12 protein-coding genes are annotated in these 18,521 nt (G+C 42.4%); 11 read left to right on the plus strand and 1 reads right to left on the minus strand.

Going from position 1 to position 18,521, the window contains the following annotated elements:
- Positions 1 to 32: 32 nt before the first annotated feature.
- Positions 33 to 2,765 carry a putative LPS assembly protein LptD gene (locus L0P88_RS19355; RefSeq protein ID WP_247131537.1) on the minus strand — a complete coding sequence of 911 codons (2,733 nt, stop codon included), beginning with the start codon at positions 2,763 to 2,765 and terminating at the stop codon, positions 33 to 35.
- Between the two features lie 131 nt (positions 2,766 to 2,896).
- On the opposite strand from L0P88_RS19355, the gene L0P88_RS19360 reads away from it, so the two are divergent.
- The 11 genes from L0P88_RS19360 (at position 2,897) to L0P88_RS19410 (ending at position 18,497) form a co-directional block, all read left to right on the plus strand.
- Positions 2,897 to 4,117, plus strand: a complete 1,221-nt coding sequence (locus tag L0P88_RS19360; RefSeq protein ID WP_247131538.1) for an N-acetylmuramoyl-L-alanine amidase — start codon at positions 2,897 to 2,899, stop codon at positions 4,115 to 4,117.
- 48 nt (positions 4,118 to 4,165) lie between these two features.
- Positions 4,166 to 5,125, plus strand: a complete 960-nt coding sequence (locus tag L0P88_RS19365) for an MlaD family protein (RefSeq protein WP_247131539.1) — start codon at positions 4,166 to 4,168, stop codon at positions 5,123 to 5,125.
- Between the two features lie 73 nt (positions 5,126 to 5,198).
- The gene (locus L0P88_RS19370; RefSeq protein ID WP_247134904.1) at positions 5,199 to 6,524 is read left to right on the plus strand and encodes a (Fe-S)-binding protein; all 1,326 of its coding nucleotides are present in this window, start codon (positions 5,199 to 5,201) and stop codon (positions 6,522 to 6,524) included.
- Between the two features lie 10 nt (positions 6,525 to 6,534).
- The gene (locus L0P88_RS19375) at positions 6,535 to 7,314 is read left to right on the plus strand and encodes a (Fe-S)-binding protein (RefSeq protein WP_247131540.1); all 780 of its coding nucleotides are present in this window, start codon (positions 6,535 to 6,537) and stop codon (positions 7,312 to 7,314) included.
- A gap of 104 nt (positions 7,315 to 7,418) precedes the next feature.
- A complete protein-coding gene (locus L0P88_RS19380) occupies positions 7,419 to 8,267 on the plus strand; it encodes a LamG domain-containing protein (protein ID WP_247131541.1) in 849 nt (282 codons plus the stop codon).
- 2 nt (positions 8,268 to 8,269) lie between these two features.
- Positions 8,270 to 8,752 carry an ABC transporter ATPase gene (locus L0P88_RS19385; RefSeq protein WP_247131542.1) on the plus strand — a complete coding sequence of 161 codons (483 nt, stop codon included), beginning with the start codon at positions 8,270 to 8,272 and terminating at the stop codon, positions 8,750 to 8,752.
- A gap of 92 nt (positions 8,753 to 8,844) precedes the next feature.
- Positions 8,845 to 11,760 carry a glycoside hydrolase family 3 N-terminal domain-containing protein gene (locus L0P88_RS19390; protein ID WP_247131543.1) on the plus strand — a complete coding sequence of 972 codons (2,916 nt, stop codon included), beginning with the start codon at positions 8,845 to 8,847 and terminating at the stop codon, positions 11,758 to 11,760.
- 28 nt (positions 11,761 to 11,788) lie between these two features.
- Entirely contained in the window at positions 11,789 to 12,931 is a 1,143-nt protein-coding gene (bshA, locus tag L0P88_RS19395) for an N-acetyl-alpha-D-glucosaminyl L-malate synthase BshA (protein WP_247131544.1), read from the plus strand.
- Positions 12,931 to 13,377, plus strand: coding sequence for a hypothetical protein (locus L0P88_RS19400; protein ID WP_247131545.1), 447 nt, complete (start codon positions 12,931 to 12,933; stop codon positions 13,375 to 13,377). Before bshA ends, L0P88_RS19400 begins: the two co-directional genes overlap by 1 nt.
- A 111-nt stretch (positions 13,378 to 13,488) precedes the next feature.
- The gene (locus tag L0P88_RS19405) at positions 13,489 to 14,667 is read left to right on the plus strand and encodes an OmpA family protein (RefSeq protein WP_247131546.1); all 1,179 of its coding nucleotides are present in this window, start codon (positions 13,489 to 13,491) and stop codon (positions 14,665 to 14,667) included.
- 164 nt (positions 14,668 to 14,831) lie between these two features.
- The gene (locus L0P88_RS19410; protein ID WP_247131547.1) at positions 14,832 to 18,497 is read left to right on the plus strand and encodes an efflux RND transporter permease subunit; all 3,666 of its coding nucleotides are present in this window, start codon (positions 14,832 to 14,834) and stop codon (positions 18,495 to 18,497) included.
- Positions 18,498 to 18,521: the final 24 nt, after the last annotated feature.

The raw sequence follows: 18,521 nt of genomic DNA on the forward strand, positions 1-18,521 counted from the left end.
AAAGTATGGAACTCCACGTTGTGGAAACCCAATTATCTGGGCCGGATATTGGCCTGGCTACGCTGCTCCCACTTAAGGTCACTAAGGATGGAACTACTGATACCAATAAAGAAATCCCATCGTTCGTTACGACCAAAGGGTACCCAGTTGAAACGAAGGTCAAAACTTTTCAGATTTCGATTGAAGCCCAGCTGTGTCTGTGCAAATCCCTTTTGGACAAAATCATATCCCGAGGATACCCGAACATCCCATCTGGGCGATAATTTTACGTTTCCACTGAACATTAAAGAGGCATTGTTGATTTCGTTTTGCCTATTGGAGTTTTGATAGCCAAGTGCGAACTGCATGTTTAAATCCCACGGTATTTTGGTGCCGTAAACGGGGTTTTCAATATCTTCATCGTTGCGTTCATTATATTGGGTCCTATTATCAAATCCAAAACCAAACAAATCATCATCCCTACCACCACTTGCGGCCCTGTATTGATCACTGGCTTCCTTGGATTCGTCCTTGGTGGCCCCTGTCTTTTTAAACGTTTCATTGTTAAGTGAGTAGCGCAGGTTCAATGAGGCTCGGGTCAATCGCAATAAACTGCCCCCATTGGCTATATTGAAGGTGTTGATTCGTTGTCCATTGTTGTTAATGGTATAGGGGTCCAAGCTTCCCGTAAAGTTTATGGTCATCTTATTGTCCAATAGCTGCGTGCCACCATTAAAATTGATTGGTGCCAGTTTTAACGAATCCGCTTCAAAATTATAGGAGGTTGAAATATTGAAATTACTTAAAATGGGAATCTTTTTTGGTTCGGTCACCGTGGAATCCCTGTCCCTAACCTTGGCCTCAATGGTGTTTTGTAGTGAAAAGGAAATGGCATTGGCCTGGTTTAACGATGGTGCCCCATTGAGGGTTCCTTCAAACCTACTGTACAATACCTCTTCACCGTCATTGTCCAAATAAGTGTCGTAAAACTGTTCAAAGGAAGGGGTATAGGACCAGCCTATCTGTGGTCTCATAACATGTCGAATAGCCTGGATTTTCTTATCCTCACCAAAGGTCACCGTTCCATAGAGCGTGGTTCCAATACTGGCGTTGAGTCCGTATCGGTTGTAACGGTCAAAACCACTGATGGTATCCAGTACAACCTCCCTGTTGCTTTCGGGATCTTCCGGGTCCAATCCCCTTTCAAAGGTTTCCAAAGTCCAGACATCCTCATAATTTCCACCCACGGAAATACTAAAATATTTAGCGACTTTGAAGTTGGTGTTGAATGGAAGGGTGTGCCGGGCTCCGGCACGTGCGTTTTCGAACATTCGGCCCGTTAAAAAATCTTCGTCATTGGTCGTAAGCCTATTCTCAGCACGCATCTGGTACTGAAAATTGAAATTTTTGATCAGCCCCTTTTTAATACCGTCCCGTTTGGCAAAGGGAAAAATACGTTCCATACTAGCCTGTAATGTGGGTAGGGTCAAAGAAATATTATCGACATCCGGATCTCTGTTCAGACTGGTATTCTGATTATGGGACGCTGTCAGGTTTATATTTACGGATGGATACTCGGGGAACGTTTTTGAATAGGTTATGGATGATGACAAGTTGTTGTTTTGCGTATTCTGCACATTAACCTGATTAAAGGAATTGGTGAAGAATTCACTACTGCCCAAATTGACACTGGCCGAAAATCTGGAATTTGGATTGGCCTTTGCATCTTGGGAATGGGAGATTTGGATATTATAGGTGGTTGTCCTGGAGAAATCATCAAATCCTTTTTGACTAAAGATTTGATTCTCAAACCTGAAATTGATGTTTCCCCTAAATCTATACCGTTTGGAATAAATGGACTGTGTTCTAAATCCATAACTCCCATTGGTAAAGAAATCCCCCATAAAGCTAAAATCCACATAATCATTTATGGGTAGATAATAGCCCCCGTTCTGTATGGCGAACCCCCTTCTGGGGTCTTGGGTAAAAGTGGGGAAAATAAGGCCTGCGGTTCTTCCGGTTGTCAAGGGAAAATAGGCAAATGGCAACGCTATTGGCGTAGGGACATCCACTAAATAAATATTACTGAAGCCGGCTATGATTTTTTTGCCCGGGACAAACTTGGCCTTTCTTACCCTAATGTAATAGTCGGGATCCAAGGTATCCTTGGATGTAGTGATTTTGCCGTCCTTTAGAAAATAAACGGAGTCATTTTCTTTTTTGGTCACTTGCGCGAGAACTTTCATGGCATCGGAACCCAAAGCGCCGGCTCCGGCATTTTGCTCGGTCCTGGAGTTCCAAATCAATGCTTTTTGGGTATCAAAATTGAAACGAATGGAATCCGGGATGACAATCTGATCACCTTGTTTAAAATAGGGGAGTTGGGTATAGGTGCCGGTGGAATCCTTGATCCTTCCGGCATACACTTCATTCTTAACATAATCCATTACAATGATACCCGCTTTGAGCTCTGTATCCTGATAATAGATTTCCGCCTCATTATAAAGATAGATTTTTTGGTCCTTTTGACTCAATTTCACATAATCCTTGGCCTTGTAGTTGATCTTTCCCAGTAGCAATTTCTTTTTTGTTGCGGCGGAATCCGCTGCTATGGAATCCACGGCTACGGAATCGGAAACTATGGTCGGGGGAGGCAAGGGGGCATTGATGGTATCCTTTAAACGTTTAATGGGCAAAGGCACAATTTGGTCTTCCTGTGCTAAACCAATTTGGCCTGCAAACACCAAAAACAATAGGATGTGGAAATGAAGTTTGTTTGTTTGCAAAGCGATAAATCCTATTTTTGTAAAGGTTTGGCTTAGTTTTTGGTGGTCAAACTTACATATATTTTTTGTTCCTCTTATGCGTCGTTACCATAAATTTAACCCATAGGGGAAGCCGAAAACACACCATTCCTATGAATAAAAATCGGTTCGTTTTTGCCATTTGCCTTGGGTTGATATTCCTACTTTTTTCATTTATCAAAAATGATACCGAACCATTCGATAAAGAGAAGTTCGTAGTCGTACTCGATGCAGGTCATGGTGGACATGATCCAGGGAACCTGGGCAATGGATACCTGGAAAAAAATATTGCCCTTTCCATTGTTTTGAAGGCGGGACAAGTTTTGGAAAAGTATCCGGACGTTGAGGTTATCTACACCCGAAAAGACGATTCTTTTGTTGATTTGTACAAAAGGGGTGAGATTGCAAACAAAGCCAATGCCGATTTGTTTGTTTCCGTACACTGTGATTCCCATAGTTCCAATGCCTATGGAATGGGAACTTTTGTTTTAGGTCTTCATGCCAATAGGCAAAACTTTGAGGTCGCTAAAAAGGAGAACAGTGTAATTTACCTGGAGGACAATTATGAACAGCGCTATTCGGAATATGATATCAATTCCCCTGAATCCGTTATTGGGCTTACCATTATGCAGGAAGAATTTCTGGACCAGAGCATAGAATTGGCCAAATTGTTGCAGGATAATTTTACCAAAAAATTAAAACGAAAGGATAGAAAAGTAAAGCAGGCGGGTTTTATTGTTCTCCATCAAACCTTTATGCCCAGTGTCTTGGTGGAAACAGGTTTTTTGACCAATAAAGATGAGGGGAGCTATCTCAATTCTGAAAAAGGCCAAAGGGAAATTGGCACGGCCATTGCCGATGCCATTTTAAGCTATAAAAATGGGTTCGATGCCAATTTAGTGGAAGAGGAGACCGTTCAGGACAATCCTTTGGAAAAGGCAGGGAAAGCCGTTGTGGAGCAAACCAAGGTGGACCCAAAACCTAAAATGGAGGAGCAGGTTACGGAAAAAAAAGAAACCCCGACTGAACCATCCCCAAAAAGCAATGCCCCTAAAAATCCACTAAAAACCATCGTTTTTAAAGTACAACTCTTGGCCAGTTCAAAATCCATCCCCTTAAAACCCGACAACTTTAAGGGCCTTGATAAACTCTCCTCCGAGCCTTACAAGAATATGTATAGATACCTATACGGCAGTACCTCCAGTTATGAGGAAGCCGAAAAATTGAAGACAGAAGCAAATGCCAGGGGCTATACCACTTCATATATAGTGGCTTACCAAAATGGGAAGAGAATCTCCGTAAAGGAAGCCTTAAATTCTGCTTCTACACAATAAGCCTCTAAAATTATTCCTAATTTTGTTTGAAACTGAAAAAGCGACCTTTTGAGATTATCCAGGGAAGTAAAGACAGGAATTTTGGTATTGTTGGGAATTCTTGCGCTAATAATGGGCTTTAGTTATCTAAAGTCCTCTTCAATTTTTGACCATTCGAGAACCTTCTATGCCGTTTACGATCGTGTCGGTGGACTCCAAACGGGGACACAGGTATCACTTAACGGATTGGTAGTAGGTAATGTGACCGGGATTCGGTTCAAGGACAATTCCGGGAAGTTATTGGTGACCTTTGTGGTGAACAATGATTTCGAATTCTCCATAAATAGTAAGGTGGAACTTTTTGACACAGGAATTATTGGGGGAAAGGGACTTCAGGTAATTCCGGCCTTTGATGGTGCCAGAAATGCGCAGTCCGGGGATACATTGATGTCCTCCACCAAACCGGGACTCACGGAATTGGTACAACAAAAATTGACCCCGCTACAAATGAGCTTGGAAAGCACCTTTACGGATGCGGATACCCTTTTGACCAATATCAATAGCATTTTGGATAATAGGACCAAAAAGGAACTTCAGGAAAGTATAGCTGGTCTCAACGATTTGATAAGAACCTTTAAGGGAAGTGCTTCCAAATTAAATTCCTTTCTGGAGGAGAACGGGGAAGGATTGGATAGTACAATGAAAAATGTAAATACCATAACAACAAACCTTTCCAAGATTTCCGATTCTTTGGCAAATGCCGGACTTGGAAAAACCATGGCGGACCTTCAGAACACCATTTCGAGTTTGAATAACATTCTTGGGAAAATTGAGAGGGGAGAAGGAACTTTGGGAAAAATGGCAAATAATGAAGAGTTGTACACCAATCTCACGGAAGTTTCCAGGGAATTGGATCTACTCTTACAGGATTTTCGGTTAAACCCAAAGCGTTATGTGAATGTTTCGGTCTTTGGCAAAAAACAAAAAGAGTATAAGGTGCCGGAGGACGATCCCGCCAGTAAACAATAGCAAGTTAAATAGGCAATAAATTTATTATGCATGCATAATAAATTTTGTAATTTTGTATTTAATTATTTTCATGATCTCATATATACCAAATATTGTTTTTGCAATTTTCCTTGCGTTGGGTATTGGTTATTTCACTAAAAATGTAAAAAAACTGATTCGCAATATAAGATTGGGAAAGGAAGCGGATGTAGATGGCGATAAGGGGCAACGATGGAAGAATATGGCGAGGATCGCATTGGGGCAAACCAAAATGGTGGTCAGGCCCATAGCGGGTTTAATGCACATTATTGTTTATCTGGGTTTTATTATCATCAACATTGAAGTATTGGAAATCATCATAGACGGGTTACTCGGAACACACCGAATCTTCGCCTTTATGGGTGGATTCTATGATTTTCTTATCGGTTCTTTTGAGATACTGGCCCTACTTGTGATCATCGCTGTGATTGTTTTCTGGATTCGCAGGAATATGATCAAACTTCAGCGGTTCATCAAGCCTGAAATGCAAGGTTGGCCAAAAAAGGATGGCAATCTTATCCTCTATATCGAGTTGGTATTGATGCTGTTGTTTTTGACCATGAACGCAACGGATTATCAGCTTCAACAAATGGGTGCGGAACACTATTCCGAGGCCGGTTCCTTTCCCGTAAGTCAGTTTATTGCGCCCTTATTTGATGGAATGTCCCAGGCAACCTTGATTGCAGTGGAAAGAAGTGCTTGGTGGTTGCATATTTTGGGTATTCTCTTCTTTTTGAACTACCTCTATTTTTCCAAGCACCTGCACATTCTATTGGCATTCCCCAATACCTTTTATGGAAAACTGAAGCCTAACGGGCAGTTCAGTAATGTTGAAGCCGTTACCAATGAGGTGAAACTGATGCTGGACCCTTCCGCAGACCCCTTTGCCGCTACTGCGGAGGACGATGAAGAACCTGGGAAGTTTGGAGCATCCGATGTTATGGACCTAAATTGGGTACAACTAATGAACGCCTATACGTGCACGGAATGCGGCAGGTGTACTTCTGAGTGTCCGGCCAACCAAACAGGAAAAAAGCTTTCGCCCAGAAAGATAATGATGGATACCCGCGACCGGTTGGAAGAAGTGGGCAAAAACATGGATGCCAATGGTGGTACGTTTGAACCGGATGGAAAACAACTATTGGACGATTATATATCAAGGGAGGAGCTTTGGGCCTGTACTACGTGCAACGCTTGTGTTGAAGCCTGCCCCGTAAGTATAGACCCCTTGTCCATTATTTTGGAGATGCGCCGTTTTTTGGTGATGGAACAATCCGCCGCACCTTCGGAATTAAATAATATGATGGGGAATTTGGAGAACAATGGTGCCCCATGGCCCTTTAACCAAATGGACCGGTTGAATTGGGCACAAGAAGCATAAAAGTCAATATATGAATGTACCAACAATGGCATCCCTATTTGCCGAAGGCAAACAGCCAGAAGTCCTTTTTTGGGTAGGTTGTGCCGGGAGTTTTGATGATAGGGCAAAAAAGATTACAAAGGCTTTCGTGAAAATTCTAAATCAGGCCAAAGTAAGCTTTGCGGTTTTGGGAACCGAGGAAAGTTGTACAGGTGATCCCGCAAAACGTGCGGGAAATGAGTTCTTGTTTCAAATGCAGGCCATGACCAATATTGAAGTCATGAATGGGTATGAAGTAAAAAAAGTGGTGACCACCTGTCCCCATTGCTTTAATACCTTAAAGAATGAATATCCGGGCTTGGGTGGAAATTACGAGGTAATCCACCATACCACTTTCTTAAAACAGCTTTTGGAGGAAGGCAAAATTTCAATGGAAGGAGGCAGCTATAGGGGTAAACGTATCACTTTCCACGATCCCTGTTACCTGGGCAGGGCCAACGGTATTTTTGAAGCGCCGCGGGAACTCATCCAAAAGTTGGATGCCGAACTGGTCGAAATGAAGAGTTGTAAAAAACGGGGGCTTTGTTGTGGAGCCGGTGGAGCCCAGATGTTCAAGGAACCCGAGGAAGGGAAAAAGGATGTGAACATAGAACGTACGGAACAGGCGTTGGAAACCCAACCGGAAATCATAGCGGCGGCTTGTCCGTTCTGTAATACCATGATGACGGATGGTGTTAAGAACAAGGAAAAAGAAGCCTCCATTAAAGTCATGGATGTAGCAGAATTGATTGCCGATGCAGAAGATTTATAGCACCCATGGACTTTTCCAGGAGAATGGGTATTATTTTGTAAGTAATACCTGGATTTCCGTCTACTTTTAAAAATAAATCGATGGCAATGACAATCCTTTCTAAAATGTGTAATAAAGCAATAGCAACTTTGATCTTTTTCATGGTTTCTTTTTGGGGAAATGCCCAAGACCGGGCCCTAAAGGAAAATCCTATTTTTTATGCCTCATTTGATGGAGGCACAAAAGCCCAGGTGGCCGTTGGGGATTCGGAAATTTATACGGCCTTGGACAGAAAGAACCTGGAAGGTGCCAGTATGGGGCTGGAGGGTTCCAATGTAATCCTTGCCAAGGACAAGGGACTCAGTGGTGATGCTTTGGACTTCAAGAAAAAGGGGAAACCGGTCGTTTTCTACGATGCGTTTCAAAACGTGGGATATTCATCGGAATCATGGAGTGGTGCCATTTCATTCTGGTTGCAACTTGATCCGGCCGAGGATTTGGAACCGGGATATTGCGATCCCATCCAAATTACCGATGTGAATTATAATGATGCATCGCTTTGGGTGGATTTTACCAAGGAAAACCCAAGGGACTTTAGGTTAGGGGTCATTGGTGATTTGAAACAATGGAATCCGGATAATTTGGGACCCGACGATAATCCGGAATTTGAAAAAAGACTGATCAGGGTTAAAAACCCCCCTTTTGGAAGAGGCCAGTGGACACATATTGTGATTAATTTTTCTGAGTTGGGCACGGCCAATGCAACATCGGAACTATATGTGAACGCGGCCCTACAAGGAACCTTAAAAAATGTGGAGGACTTGTTTACCTGGGAAGAAGAGCGGGCCAAAATCTTTCTTGGTCTTAGTTATATAGGTCTTATGGACGAGCTTTCCATTTTTGACCAGCCGCTTTCTCCCACGGCAATCAAAAAGATATATGGGGCCAAGTCCCTAAAATCAATAATAGAATAACAATGCTTGTACCTTTTCAATCCCTTCCCAATACCGCACGCATTTGGATTTATCAATGCAATAGAACATTTACGGATAGTGAACTTACGGAAGTAGAGTCCCTATTGGGGGGTTTTTTGACCCAATGGACGGCCCACGGTGCAGATTTAAAAGCGGGTTATGAACTCCCGTATGGTCGTTTTATAGTAATTGGTCTTGATCAATCCATGAACAGTGCATCGGGATGTTCAATTGATGCCTCGGTACATTTTATCCAAGATTTAGAACAAAAGTTTCAAGTGCAGTTATTGGATAAAATGAATGTTTCCTACAAACAGGGGGAATATATCGCTTATAAGCCCTTAAAGGATTTCAAAAAAATGGCCAAGGAAAGGGCGGTTTCCAAAAACACCATTGTTTTTAACAATTTAGTGGCTTCAAAACAGGAGTTTTTAGAAAACTGGGAAGTGCCTGCTTCAGATAGTTGGCATGCCCGTTTTATGTGATTTTATCACTTAAAATTGTCCTTACATCATATTTTTAGGGCACTTTTCGACCAAATACATATTTTTGGTACGTAAATTGAACCCAACAATTTATGAGTATAAAATACTATTGCTTAACCCTACTCTGTTTAGCGGCTTTGTTTTCCTACGGTCAAAAAGACCCGTTACTTGCTGCGGATAGCCTTGCACAGGCCCAATGGGTGAATGAGACCTATGCCTCCATGAGTTTGGATGAGCGTATTGGTCAGCTTTTTATGGTCAGCGTAGCATCCAATCAAAACAAAAATGCTACCGATGCCATAGGAAAGCTGGTTCAAGAACATCATTTGGGCGGAGTCATTTTTTCCAAAGGGGGTCCCATACGACAGGCAAGATTGACCAATCAATTTCAGAAAGCTTCCAAAATTCCACTTATGGTCGGTATGGATGCCGAATGGGGACTGGCCATGAGATTGGACTCTACCTATGCCTTTCCCTGGAACATGACACTGGGGGCCATACAAGATGATGCCGTTGTAAAGGAAGTGGGTTATCACATCGGACTTCATGTAAAAAGAATGGGGGTGCATATCAATTTTGCACCTGATATTGATATCAACATTAATCCAAAGAATCCCATCATCGGGAATCGTTCTTTCGGGGAGGACGTGAACAACGTTGGGCGTAAGGGAATTGCCTTTATGAATGGAATGCATAATGCTGGGGTACTGTCTTCCGGCAAACACTTTCCAGGGCACGGGGATACCGCTACGGACTCCCATAAAGTACTGCCGTTTCTGGAATTTACCAGGGAACGGTTGGATAGTGTTGAACTCCAACCTTATAGGGAATTGATACAAAAAGGCCTAACCAGTGTAATGGTGGCACATTTGGATATTCCCAGTTTGGAAAGTAAGCCTGGACATCCATCCTCATTGTCCCAAAGCACCATAACCAATTTGTTAAAGGGGAAAATGGGTTTTAAAGGGTTGGTTTTTACCGATGCCCTTAATATGCAGGCGGTTTCTGGATTTGCCCCTACGGGAGAGGTTGAGCTTTCCGCGTTTTTGGCGGGAAATGATATGCTTTTAATGCCGGTGGATGTGGTAAACGCCAAAAAAAAGCTATTGGAGGCCTATGAAAGTGGGAGGATTGACGAAAACAGATTGGCACATTCTGTGAAAAAGATTTTAAGGGCAAAGTTCAAAGTAGGATTGCAGGACTACAAACCGATTGACCTTGAGAATTTAAGGAATGATTTGAATACCGCACAAGATGATTTGGTGTACGAAAAAGCGATGGAAAATGCCATCACCGTGGTTAAAAATCGATTTTCTTTGATTCCCATAAAAAAGTTGGAAAAGAAAAAAATTGCCTATGTCAAATTTGGAGACGCGGATGCAAGCCATTTTACCGGTGCTTTGAATCGATTTGGGGAAGTTACCGTGGTAAAGGCCAAAGATATGGCCGGCTACCGGGAGCGGCTAAAAGAATTCAATTTGGTGATTATTGGGCTCCATAAAAGCAATGCCAGTCCATGGAAGGGGCATCGTTTTACCGAGAACGAACTTTTTTGGTTGCAGGAGATATCCCGGATGCGTACACATAATACGCTACTGGCCGTCTTTACCAAGCCATATGCTTTATTGGATGTGATTAATTTTGATACCGTGGATGGTATTGTGGTGTCCTATCAGAACAGTAAGATTGCCCAGGAAAAAACAGCCGAAATTCTTTTTGGTTCCATAGGTGCAAAGGGAAAGTTGCCCGTTACGGCCAGTAGTGCTTTTCCCGTGAATTCCGGAATTGTGACAAAACGCATATCCCGATTGGGATACAGTATTCCTGAACGTGTTGGCATGGACTCCAAAAAACTGGCCTATGTGGATACCTTGGTCCAAAAGGGATTGGATTCGTTGATGTTTCCGGGAGCCCAGGTATTGGTGGCCAAAGAGGGCAAAGTGATTTACAACAAAAGTTTTGGGAGACCCACCTATGGGTCCACCGAAGAAATAAGCGAGAACCATATTTATGATTTGGCATCCCTTACCAAGATTCTGGGAACCTTACCATTGATCATGAAAATGGAGGAGGAAGACAAACTAAGATTGAACGATACCTTTCAAGATTTGGTCCCGGAGTATCAGGAATCCGAATTAAAGGACGTAACCGTGTTAAAAGCGTTATCGCACTATGGGCGTTTGCCCGCATGGATTGCCTTTTATTTGAGTACGCTCGATGAAAACCGAAAACCCTCGCAATTATTCTATAAGAGATACCCCACCCAGGATTATTCCATAAAGGTTATTGATGGAATGTACCTGGCCAATTTTTATCGGGACTCCATATACGACAGGATTGGGAGGCAAGAATTGAAATCGAACAGATATCGTTACAGTGATGTGGCGTATTATGTCTTAAAGAAATATATTGAAGATTCCTACGGAAAGACCCTGGATGTCCTTTTGCAGGATTATGTCCTTAGCTCCATGGGGACCAATAAACTAATGTACAATCCAATTGAAAAGTACAATAGGGAGCAAATTGTACCTACCGAAGAGGACAATTACTACAGGTATCAGACCGTGCACGGTTATGTGCATGATATGGGTGCTGCAATGCAGGGTGGGGTAGGAGGCCATGCCGGACTATTTGGAAATGCAAATGACGTTGCCAAAATAATGCAAATGTATCTGCAAGGAGGCTATTATGGTGGTCAACGCTATTTGGATGCCAGGACGATCAAAAAATTCAACACTTGCTATTTCTGTGACAAAAACGTTCGGCGGGGAGTGGGATTTGATAAGCCACAATTGGAAGAAAAGGGCCCTACCTGCGGCTGCGTTTCCAGGGAAAGCTTTGGGCATAGTGGTTTTACCGGCACCTATACATGGGCGGACCCCGAAAAAGAATTGGTTTATGTCTTTCTTTCCAACAGGACCTATCCTTCAATGCGAAACAATCTTTTGGTAAAATCAGCTTTGCGTACACGAATTCAAAAAGCTATTTATGATTCCATTATCAACTAGCTTAAAAATATTGCGCTACTTTTAACACATGAAAATTGCGATTGTATGTTATCCCACTTTTGGTGGGAGTGGTGTAGTGGCCACGGAATTGGGGATTGCTTTGGCGGAGAGGGGCCATGAAATCCATTTTGTGACCTATCAACAGCCCGTAAGATTGGGGTTGTTGAGCAATAACATCCATTTTCATGAAGTTCATGTTCCAGAGTATCCGCTTTTTCGGTACCAACCCTATGAGCTTGCACTATCAAGTAAATTGGTGGATACCATTAAGCATTATGGCATTGAGCTATTGCACGTTCATTATGCCATACCACATGCGTATGCGGGCTATATGGCCAAAAAAATGTTGAAGGAAGAGGATATTTACATCCCCATGGTCACCACTTTACACGGTACCGATATTACACTGGTGGGCAACCATCCCTTTTATAAACCTGCAGTAACCTTCAGCATCAATAAATCCGACGTGGTCACTTCCGTTTCCCAGGATTTAAAACAGAAAACCTTAAAAATATTTGATGTTGAAAATGAAATTGAGGTGATTCCCAATTTTATTGATCCAAAAAAGTACAGTAGTGCGTTTACCGATTGCCAGCGGTCGCTCATGGCTTCGGATGATGAGAAGATAATTACCCATATCAGTAATTTTCGAAAAGTGAAGCGGATTGAGGATGTAATAGCCATCTTTTATCAGGTCCAGCGGGAGATTCCCTCCAAACTGATCATGGTCGGAGAAGGACCCGAGAAGGAACGGGCAGAATTGCAGTGCGAACAATTGGGATTGGAGGAAAGAGTGCTGTTCTTGGGGAATAGCAACGAAATTGACAGGATTCTTTGTTTTTCCGACCTGTTCCTATTGCCTTCGGAAACGGAAAGTTTTGGTTTGGCGGCCTTGGAGGCCATGGCCAACAAAGTGGCCATCATTTCAAGTAATGCCGGGGGCATACCTGAAGTGAACAAACATGGGGTAAGCGGTTTTTTAAGTGATGTTGGGAACGTGGATGAAATGGCCAAAAATGCAATTCATCTTTTGGGTAACGATCAACGCTTGGAGAAATTTAAAACAAATGCCAAAAACCTTTCCAAAGAGTTTGAAATCCAGAATATTCTCCCACTTTACGAAGACGTTTACGAAAAGGCCTATAAATCCAGATATAAAAATTCGTATTGATGAAATCCTTGATGGTGATCCTGGTCTTGTTAACCTTTTCTTGCAAAAGCCAAAAGAAAGGTACGGAAGCGAATGCTTCCCAACAAGATGACCAACTGGTACTGTTGGTGGAGGATGCTTATTTTCCTGTGGAGACACCTGTCACCCATATTATTGAGGATGCCAAGACATTAAAAGCCTTTTTTATCAAGGTAAACCGAACAAGGAAACCGGGAATTCCGGTGCCTATTGTGGACTTTTCCAAGGAAACCGTTTTAGTGGCCTGTTTGGGCGGTGTAAGAACCGGTTTGGCCCCAAGAATGAAGATAAAAACGGAGACGGCCCAGACCATAGAGGTCATTACAGCATTGGAAGGTGATGAAGATGGTCAGGGCGCACTATCGTATCCCTTTTGTGTATACAAAATTCCCAAAGGTCAAAAACGGATTACTGTGGAGATACTATAGCGCTTATGTGATCTCTTACATTTCATCGGTAATAATGGTTTTTGGTATATCATTTTTATCCAATGCCTAGAATTGGTTTACATTTGTTTCGTAACCCCCGAATTACGAAACATGAGGATACCCAAATCTATAGTGTGCTTTGCATTCTTACTTTCTTTCCAACTTGGGTTTACCCAGGATTTAGCATTGACCAAAAAAGATAGCATTGTTCAGAGTGCCTGGATTTTGGGCATTGGCTTCAATGTTGTTGACGATTCAGGTGATGAATTTGGGGAAATATTTGATATTTCCGATAGTTGGAACGCAGTTCCTTTCCCCTCCCGTTTGAGCATAGGGAGATACTTTAAGAATGGTTTGGGCCTGGAGGCCATTGGGAGTTACAACAGATATAACGAAGGTAAAATCATTGATGGGGTTTTAAACACTGAGGATATTGATTACTATGCCATTGATTTTAGGGTGAGCTATGATTTGAACCAAATACTGGGTGAAACCGGCTGGTTTGACCCCTATGTGGGCATTGGCGCAGGGTATACGGATGCCAATAACCAGGGAAGGGGTACCTATAATGCATCGGTTGGTTTTAGGACTTGGTTTTCCGATAGGTTCGGTTTGGATTTCAATTCCACTGGAAAATGGGCGATGAGCACGGAAAACGCCACCAATCATATACAACATGCTGCTGGGGCCGTATATCGATTTGGTATTGAAAAGGGCCTTTCGAAAAAAGGTGAGGAAAAACTGGCACGGATGCAGGAAATGGAGAAGGAGCAACAACGTATCCAAGATTCCATAGCAGCCGCGCAAAGGGCCGAACAAGAGGCAAGACTTTTGGCAGAACGTTTGGAACGTGAAGAGGAATCCAGGTTGGCCGAAAAGGAGAAAGCCTTACTGGACGCTGAAAAAAACGCCAAGCGCAAAAGGTTGGAAGAGATGATTACGGCCTTGGGATATGTTTATTTTGATTTAAACTCCTCATACCTCAATAAAAAAGATAAAGAACTACTGGATGAATTGATTATCATCCTTGAAGAAAACCCGACTTTGGTACTTGAAGTCAGTTCCCATACCGATGCCAGAGGAACAGATGAATACAATCTATGGTTGTCCAAACGCAGGGTAAAACGTACAGTGGACTATTTCTCCTCCAATGGGATTGGGAGCGAAAGGATAGTCAGTAAGGCTCTTGGCGAAGAAAAGCTGACCAATGAATGTGATGACAGAGTATACTGTACCGAGGAAAAGCATGGAAAAAACAGACGATCCGAATTTAAAATTCTAGAGTTCTAAATAACCCAAAATAAACCAATGCGAGACCATAAACCTTTGTTTATGGTTTTGTGCTTTAAAGGAAAACAGTTTTTCTATTTTTAGTGTTTGGAAGCGATGAATTGTAATTTTGGTTGTTTCAATTCTTACAGGGTCTTATTTTGTAATGGTCAGAACTTCTCACCATGATTGAAAAAATAACCGGTTTTCTTATTAAAAACAAGTTTTTGGCCTATTTGGCCATCGTCTTGATCATCTTGTTCGGTAGTATTACCTCACCCTTTGATCTGGGATTTGGGTTTTTACCCCAAAAAGTGATTGCCGTAGATGCGATACCAAACATTGGCGAAAACCAACAGATAATATATACCACTTGGGAGGGACAATCCCCACGGGACATTGAGGACCAAATTACGTATCCCCTTACCTCAAATTTACTGGGAATGGCAGGTGTAAAATCCATAAGGAGCAATTCCATGTACGGGTTTTCCAGTGTCTACATCATTTTTGAAGATGATATAGGGTTTTATTGGTCCAGATTCCGAGTCTTGGAAAAATTGAATTCATTGCCTCGAGACCTGTTGCCAGAGAATGTGCAACCAAAATTGGGTCCTGATGCTACCGCCCTTGGACAGCTCTATTGGTATACCTTGGAGGGTAGGGATAAAAATGGCAAGGTAACAGGGGGTTGGGATTTAGCGGAATTACGAAGCATACAGGATTTTTATGTCAAGAATGCCTTAGTGGCAACCCAGGGGGTTGCAGAGGTAGCTTCCATTGGTGGGTTTGTCAAGGAATATCAAATTGATGTCAATCCTGAGCTTTTAAAACAATATGGAATTTCATTAAGACAGGTCGTTGACGCCGTGAGGGCCAGCAACCGCGATGTTGGTGCACAGACCTTGGAAATAAATCGGGCAGAATATTTTGTAAGGGGACTGGGATATATAACTTCTGTGGAAGATATTGAAAGTACAAGCATTGTTTCCAACAACTTTACATCAATTACCATTGGGGATATTGCCAAAGTTAGCCTTGGCCCTGCAACACGAAGGGGAATTTTGGATAAAGGAGGGGCTGAGGTTGTGGGCGGTGTTGTGACGGCTCGTTATGGGACCAATCCAATGGAAGTCCTACAGAACCTACAGGACCAAATTGCAATAATAAGTACGGGACTTCCTAAAAAAGAGCTAAATGATGGGCGAATATCCCAACTCACCATTGTGCCTTTTTACGACCGTTCAAAACTTATCAAGGAGACACTGAATACGCTTGAGGATGCATTATTGTTTGAAATTCTTATTGCCATCCTTGTTGTTGTTGTTATGTTAAGGAATTTCAGAATATCCATTTTGGTTTCCGGACTTATGCCCTTGGCTGTACTTACCGTTTTTATTACAATGAAACTCTTTAATGTAGAGGCCAATATTGTTGCGCTTTCCGGTATAGCCATTGCCATTGGTACCATGGTGGATATGGGGATTGTATTAACCGAAAGCATAGTAAGGCACCAAAAGGACGTTCCCAATAACAATTTGGAAACGAATATAAAAGATGCATCAAAAGAAGTGTCTGGAGCAATATTTACTGCTGGCTTAACCACAATTGTGAGCTTTGTTCCCGTTTTTGCACTTACCGGGGCAGAGGGCAAATTATTTTCGCCATTGGCGTTTACCAAGACAGTTGCGCTTTTTGCTTCTATTGGAATTGCATTGTTTGCGATTCCACCCATTGCCGCATCACTTTTAAGGAAGAAACTCCCCTGGGGAAATGCCATTCCATGGATAGTTGTCCTCCTTGGTTTTGTTTCCAGCTTTTTTGGAACCTATTTGGGACTTTTTCTCATTTTTTTTGGTGTGGTAGAGCTATTGCACCAACATGAAAAGATAACATTGCGGACCAGAAAAAGAACTGTATTGATTGGTACACTAACGGTAATTTTAATTCTACTTACAATATATTGGCGGCCTTTGGGAATTGGAAACAATTTGTTTGCCAATGGTCTTTTTATAGCATTTTTGGTCATATTGGTTTTAGCACCATTTTGGTATTTTATTAATAAATATGAGAGGATATTGCGGTGGGTACTTAACAACAAGGGCCTAAGCCTCAGCGTCCCAATAGTACTTCTGGTTTTAGGTATTTCAATCATGCTATTTTCCCAGAAGGAATTCATGCCAACCTTGGATGAGGGGGAATTTTTGTTGATGCCCACTTCGCTTCCCCATTCAGGAATTTCAGAGAACAACGAAATACTCAAAAAGTTGGACATGGCGGTTATGACCATCCCGGAAATTGAGTACGTTGTGGGAAAGGCAGGTCGTGTAGAGTCTGCTTTGGACCCTGCTCCTCTTTCCATGTACGAGAACCTCATTTCATATAAGCCAGAGTATATTTTGGATGATGATGGAAGACCGGAACGTTTTGAAACGGACGTGAATGGTAATTTCATCACAAAATCCGGGGCCGCCATTCCCTCAGGAACAAGGATCAATAAGATCGATTTGGTAGCTAATGATTACGGAGACTATTATCGGAACTGGCGCCCACATATTAAGGGGCCAGAGGATATTTGGAATGAAATTGTAAAAGTTACCAAACTTCCTGGGGTAACATCAGCCCCTCAATTGCAGCCAATTGAGACGCGTTTGGTGATGTTACAGACCGGAATGCGCTCAAATTTGGGAGTGAAAGTAAAGGGATTGGATTTGGAGAGTGTTGAAGCATTTGCCCTCATCTTGGAAAAGGAACTAAAACTATTGGAAGGAGTTATTCCAGAGTCCGTCTTCGCCGATAGGATGGTGGGGAAGCCTTATTTGTTGTTGGACATCGATAGGGCAAAAATAGCCCGTTATGGTCTGCAAATCGACGATATTCAGGAAACTTTGGAGATTGCCGTTGGGGGAAAGGTGCTATCGCACACCAGTGAGGGGAGGGAACGGTATGGTGTTCGCATTCGCTATCCGAGGGAGTTAAGGGCTACACCTGAGGATTTTAAATCCATATATATCACACTCCCCAACGGAAACTCCATACCCATATCAGAATTTGTTGAGGTGAAGTACGAACAAGGTCCACAAAGTATTAAAAGTGAAGATGGTTTTTTGGTAAGCTATGTAATCTTTGATAAAACCGACAATATTTCCGAAGTATCAATAGTTCAAAAGGCCCAGAAAGCTATAGTTTCAAAATTGGCTTCCGGCGAAATTACGGTTCCTTCCGGGGTCAACTACGAATTTAGCGGAACTTTTGAGCACCATTTAAGGTCCCAAAAGACCTTGGCATTTGTAATTCCATTGGTATTGGTTATCATTTTTCTATTGTTATACCTTCAATTTCGATCCGTTTCCATTGCGTTCATGGTATTTTCTGGGGTTGCCGTGGCATTTGCCGGAGGTTTTATTATGATATGGCTATATGGACAGCCATGGTTCATGGATTTTAACCTGGGTTCCAAAAACATTAGGGATTTGTTCCAAATGGGCACGGTGAACCTGAGTGTTGCCGTATGGGTAGGGTTCATTGCGCTTTTTGGTATTGCCACGGATGATGGGGTAATAATGGCGACCTATCTAAAACAGTCTTTTAATAAATTATCCGCCAATGATGTCCCTACCATTCATGAGGCTATTGTACAGGCAGGTAAGAAAAGAATTCGCCCTTGCCTAATGACCACAGCGACCACTATTTTGGCGCTTTTACCTATTTTGACATCTTCCGGTAAAGGGAGCAGTATAATGGTTCCAATGGCCATTCCTGCATTTGGGGGGATGTTGGTCGCATTGATTACGTTGTTTGTCGTACCCTTGCTATTTTGTTGGCAAAAAGAAATACTTTTGAAGAAGCAATAATATTCTAATCCATACGATGTTATC

This window comes from Muricauda sp. SCSIO 64092 (genome assembly GCF_023016285.1).
In the GTDB taxonomy this organism is placed as follows: Bacteria; Bacteroidota; Bacteroidia; order Flavobacteriales; family Flavobacteriaceae; genus Croceivirga.

Bases quoted from the DNA above. Each gene is read 5' to 3' on its own strand.
- L0P88_RS19360 (WP_247131538.1), top strand. From the start codon at position 2,897: ATGAATAAAAATCGGTTCGTTTTTGCCATTTGCCTTGGGTTGATATTC.
- L0P88_RS19375 (WP_247131540.1), top strand. From the start codon at position 6,535: ATGAATGTACCAACAATGGCATCCCTATTTGCCGAAGGCAAACAGCCA.
- L0P88_RS19380 (WP_247131541.1), top strand. From the start codon at position 7,419: ATGTGTAATAAAGCAATAGCAACTTTGATCTTTTTCATGGTTTCTTTT.
- L0P88_RS19385 (WP_247131542.1), top strand. From the start codon at position 8,270: ATGCTTGTACCTTTTCAATCCCTTCCCAATACCGCACGCATTTGGATT.
- L0P88_RS19390 (WP_247131543.1), top strand. From the start codon at position 8,845: ATGAGTATAAAATACTATTGCTTAACCCTACTCTGTTTAGCGGCTTTG.
- bshA (WP_247131544.1), top strand. From the start codon at position 11,789: ATGAAAATTGCGATTGTATGTTATCCCACTTTTGGTGGGAGTGGTGTA.
- L0P88_RS19400 (WP_247131545.1), top strand. From the start codon at position 12,931: ATGAAATCCTTGATGGTGATCCTGGTCTTGTTAACCTTTTCTTGCAAA.
- L0P88_RS19405 (WP_247131546.1), top strand. From the start codon at position 13,489: ATGAGGATACCCAAATCTATAGTGTGCTTTGCATTCTTACTTTCTTTC.
- L0P88_RS19410 (WP_247131547.1), top strand. From the start codon at position 14,832: ATGATTGAAAAAATAACCGGTTTTCTTATTAAAAACAAGTTTTTGGCC.